At 62.8% G+C, this 4,979-nt stretch carries 2 protein-coding genes and 1 pseudogene; all 3 read left to right on the top strand.

The window, feature by feature from the left end; all coding sequences use genetic code 11:
- A pseudogene (locus tag ACESNG_RS08810) lies at positions 1-473 on the top strand (hypothetical protein); the annotation flags it as partial.
- A gap of 158 nt (positions 474-631) precedes the next feature.
- Positions 632-3,547: a TonB-dependent receptor domain-containing protein gene (locus ACESNG_RS08805; RefSeq protein WP_373068619.1), complete on the top strand. Its 2,916-nt coding sequence runs from the start codon at positions 632-634 to the stop codon at positions 3,545-3,547.
- A gap of 5 nt (positions 3,548-3,552) precedes the next feature.
- On the top strand, positions 3,553-4,842 hold the full coding sequence (locus tag ACESNG_RS08800) for a RagB/SusD family nutrient uptake outer membrane protein (RefSeq protein WP_373068617.1): 1,290 nt from the start codon (positions 3,553-3,555) through the stop codon (positions 4,840-4,842).
- Positions 4,843-4,979 lie beyond the last annotated feature (137 nt).

Raw genomic sequence — 4,979 nt, 5'->3', positions numbered from 1 at the left:
TGGTCACTGTGCGGCCGGCGATGACCGCACTCGATACGGCGCCCAGTGTGGCGGTGCTCCCGTTTGTTTACCTCAGTGCCGATTCATCGCAGGCCTTCGCCGCCCAGGCGATCGCCGATGCCATCACCGATGCGTTGTCGCGCGAGAAGGGGTTGCGCGTGATCTCCCGCTCGGCTGCGGAGGCGCTGCAAAAGCGTATTGCCGCTGGCGATACCGCGCGGCTTCCTGTGCGAACGCTGGTGGAGGGCGTGGTCGAAACGGAGGGGGACAAATTCCGTCTCACCGTCCGACTGGTGAATGCCGCCGACGGGTTCACGCTGTATGCCGATCGACTGGAAGGCGTGAAGGGTAACCTCTTTGCCATGGAAGACGAGGTGGCCAGTGCCATGCGCGAACTGCTGCGCGCGCACTTCTCACTAACGGGAATGGGCACGGGAAAGGCCACGGACCGCGGCGCACAGCGGCCCTCGTAGCGGGTCGGGATGAATGCAGGGAGGGACTAAACGCGATTGGTGAGGACCAAGTGATTGACAAGTGATCTCCCGGGGTCGAAGATAGTCGCGTGTCTATTTTCCAGATATCGTCTGCCTCCCCTCCAGGGCAGTGCGACGCGCTTCACCCCATTCCCTTTATGGAGGTCATGATGCGCTTTTGCCGATACGTGGGCGGCCGAGCTTTCGCGGTGCTGGTCGCTGCCTTGGCAGTTGGCAGTTCGATCACGCCACTATCCACCGAGGCGCAAGGCGCGCTCGGCACCGTTCGTGGCACCGTTACGAATAGCGGTACCGGGGCGCCGCTGGCGAATGTGCAGATTGCGATTCCCGGCACGACCTTGGGAGCGATCACGAATGCGAGTGGTGCGTTTACACTGGCGTCCGTGCCCGCCGGTAATCAGATAGCGCGCGCGCGCCTGATCGGCTACCAGCCGCTCGACAGGCCTATCGTGGTGACGGCCAATGCCACCACGACGGTGACCTTCGCGCTCACCGTGAGCGCGCTGTCGCTCGACGAAGTCGTCGTCACCGGTACCGGCGGTTCGGCGCGCAAGCGCGAGGTTGGCAACTCCATCGCGCAGGTCAAGCTCGCTGACATCCCGGAAGTCCCCACGAATGTGTCGAACCTGCTGTCCGGGCGACTGGCCGGCGTTACGGTTGGCGGCGGTGTCGGCAACGCCGGTAGCGGCGCCGCGATTCGTCTGCGCGGCACGACCAGCGTGTCGCTCACCAACCAGCCGCTGATCTTCATTGACGGCGTCCGAACGCGCAGCGACGAGTATCCGCGCAACGGTATCTTCACCGGCACCACACAGCGCGGCGCCAACTCGAATTCCAGCCCGCTCAACGACATCAACCCCGACGACATCGATCGCATCGAGATCGTGAAGGGCGCGGCCGCCGCTACGCTGTACGGCACGGACGCCGCCGCTGGCGTGATCCAGATCTTCACGAAGCGCGGCGCCGGTGGTGCGGCCAAATGGCAGGTCCGCTTCAACGGTGGCGTGAGTAGCCTGCGGCCGTTCGGCACCGACTCGGCGCCGCTGCTCTTCATGGATCCCTTTCTGCGCAATAGCGAAGGGACCGGATGGATCCCGGGGCTCGGCAATCACGCCGCACGCTACGGTACATCGATTCAGGTGTCCGGTGGTACGGGTGACAACCTGAAATATCTGCTCTCCACCAATGTCGACAACACCGACGGCGTATTGCCCAACGACCGTGACCGCAAGTATCAGGTGCGGGCCAATCTCGATTTCCAGCCCATGAAGAAGCTGGCCATGAACTGGAGCAGCGCGTACACCAACAATCTCATCGATCAAACGCCGGCCGGAAACAACGCGCAAGGCATTACGCTCAATGCCTTCCGCCGCGACCGTAACTACTTCGGCAACGCCAATGCCGATACGATCCGTCAGGTGCTCCAACAAAAACTGGCCACGAATATCGATCGCTTGATCATGGGCATCACGAGCACGTTCACCCCGTTCACCCGCTTCTCCAGCCGATTCACCGTCGGCTTTGATCGCGCGGCACTGGAGAACCGGAATGTCCGGCCGTTCGGCTTCCCGGCCGCTCCGTTCGGTGTCATCCAGAATCAGCGCTGGGCGAACACCACGCTCAGCACGGACTGGGTGAACAACTACGATTTCAATCTTGGCAGCAGCGTAAAGGTCACGGCGTCGGCGGGTACGCAGTACGTCAACTCTCTGGTGGGTGACGTCGTCGCCTTCTCCCAGAATTTCGCCACGCCCTCGGATCCGACCGTAGCTAGCGGCGCCATCAGGAACGCCGACGAGAATCGCCAGCGTATCATCACGGGCGGCGCTTTCGGCACGGTGCTGTTCGGCGTCAAGGACCGCTACTTCGTGACCGTGGGTGGTCGGCTCGACGGGAATAGCGCCTTCGGGCAGGACTTCGGCTTGCAATTCTATCCGAAGATCAACGGGTCCTGGGTGATCTCCGACGAGTCATTCTGGACGGAAAAGTACGGTACGCTCAAGTTGCGCGGCGCCCTCGGCTCCGCTGGTCGCGCCCCCGGAGCCTTCGACGGTGTGCGGACGTACAGCCCGCTTCCCTGGGGGTCGGCGTCGGCCGTGCGCCCGCTCAACCTCGGCAACGCCGATCTGGGCCCGGAACGGACCACTGAAATCGAGCTCGGTTTCGATCAGTCGTTGTTCAGTGGTCGGACGTCGGTCGACTTCACGTACTTCAATGCCACGACCACCGACGCCCTCTTCAGCGTTCGATCTGTGCCAAGTGAGGGTTTCCTCAACAACACGTTGCGAAACGTCGGTGAGCTGCAGAAATCGGGTGTCGAGCTCGCGGTCAACCACGACGTCATCAATCGCCAGTCGTTCGGCCTGAAGGCGGGACTCAACTTCAGTACCAACGTCAGCAACGTCGTCAGCCTCGGTGGAGCGCCGGCGTTCACCGTCGGCAACTCGGGATGGGTAGTGCAAGGCAAGCCGGCAGCGGTCGTGCGCGGTAAGATCATCCGCAATGCCGACGCACGTGGTGTGGCGCCGGACACCGCGTCGAATTACGACTTCGGGCCAAGCCAGCCGACCAAGATCATCAGTGGCAACGTCAGCATCCGCGGCTGGAAGAACGTGAGCCTGTCGGTACGCGGTGAGTATCAAGGTGGCCACTACATCGAAGAGGGCGCGTCGTTCAACGCACTCTCCCGTTCGGTGCTCTGGCCCACCTGCTTCGACGCCTACAAGAACATCGCGGCGAGTCAGCCGATCACGGTGCGTGAAACGCTCACCTGTATTCCGGCCAACGTCCGGTCGGACATGTTCATCTTCAAAGCGGACTTCTTCCGCATTCGCGACATCTCGCTCACCGTGCCGCTCGGCAAGCTGATTCCGCGTACCGCCAGCAGCGTGTTCGTATTCTCGGCGCAGAACATCTTCCGTAGCAACTTCGGCATGCCGCTCTTCGACCCTGAGATGACCAACAACGATTCGTTCAACGCGGTCGTGCGCGGCATCAACGAGCAGATCCCGGCGCCCGCGGTCTTCCTGATGTCACTCCGCATCTCTTACTGAGGAACATGCTGATGCTTACTTCGATTTCCTCAGGTCGCGCGACGCTGTCGTTCCGCGTGCTTCGCGCCGTGGCCCCGCTGTGCGTGATCGCCGCGCTGCCGGGCTGCGCGCTCGATGCCGTGAACCCCGGGCCGATCCGGGCCGAAGCACTGAATTCGCCGACGGCGCTGAGTTCACTCGTGAACGGCACCGGCCGAGACCTCTCCGAAGCACTCAACTGGACGTCGTACACTGGCGGCGCGGTGACCCGTGAGATTTTCCCCGGCGGGTCGACCGGTGCTTTCGGCATTTCAGTGCAGCAGCAGAACGGCAAACTGAGCGACGACGACGGCGGCAACTGGTGGAATTTTTCCCAGCGCGCGCGGTGGACCGCAGAAGACGCCGTCACGCGCATCAAGACCGTGCTCGGTACCGCGTCGGCGAACAATGCGACGCTGGCCCAGGCGCTCGTCTGGGCCGGGTACTCCAATCGCCATCTCGGTGAGAATTTCTGTCAAGGCGTGATCAACGGGGGAGCCCCAGGACCGCATACGGTCTACTTCGAGCGCGCTGAAGCGAACTTCACCGAGGCGATCACGGTCGCGACGGCCGTCAACAACATCAACCTCGTACGGGCCGCCACCGCCGGCAGGGCATCGGTTCGGTTACTTCGCAACAATACAGTCGGCGCCGCCACCGACGCGGCGGCCGTGCCGAGCACGTACGCGTACCAGATGCCGTACTACCAGACCGAGCTCGATCAGAACAATCGGATCTTCTGGGCGAGCGCCAATCAGCCGTATCGCGCGCATACGGTGTGGAACACGTATATCGAGACCCATCGCCGGGCCACACGTGATCCTCGCGTGCCCTTCGACAGCAGCCTCACCATCCTGGTCGGCGATGCAGCGGTCGGCACGCTCGGTCGCGTGCGCTGGTACATCCAGACCAAGTATCCTACGCTTTCGTCGCCGATCAATCTCTCCACCGGTTGGGAGATGCGTCTCATCGAAGCGGAAGTGAAACTTGTCGCGAGCGACCTCGCTGGTGCGCTCACGTCGATCAATGGCCGTCGTATAGCGCTGTCGCTGGCGCCGGTTACGGCCGCCAACCTCACCGAAGGGTGGGCGGCGCTCAAGCGTGAACGCGGCATCGAACTGTGGCTCGAAGGCCGTCGTCTTGGCGACCTGCGTCGTTGGGACGCGCTGAGCCGCCCGGGTGCGCTCGATTCCAAGGAAGAAATCCCCGGCCGCGATCTGTGCTTCGCCACACCGCGGTCGGAGAAAGAGACCAACATCAATTTCATCCCGAAGTAACGTCGTGAGGCCGCCTGATGGCTTCACGGCACAGTGATCCGCAATGTGGCGCCCGGACCTCCGGGCGCCACGTTTGCTTTCCTGTCTTCCCATTTACGGAGATCCAGTCGATGCGACGCCTCGTTCTCACCTCGGTG

It is taken from the genome of Gemmatimonas sp., assembly GCF_041689975.1.
Taxonomy (GTDB): domain Bacteria; phylum Gemmatimonadota; class Gemmatimonadetes; order Gemmatimonadales; family Gemmatimonadaceae; genus Gemmatimonas.
This window is presented reverse-complemented; position numbering and strand designations above follow the sequence as displayed.

Coding starts and splice junctions, on each gene's coding strand:
- ACESNG_RS08805 (WP_373068619.1), top strand. CDS start 632: ATGGAGGTCATGATGCGCTTTTGCCGATACGTGGGCGGCCGAGCTTTC.
- ACESNG_RS08800 (WP_373068617.1), top strand. CDS start 3,553: ATGCTGATGCTTACTTCGATTTCCTCAGGTCGCGCGACGCTGTCGTTC.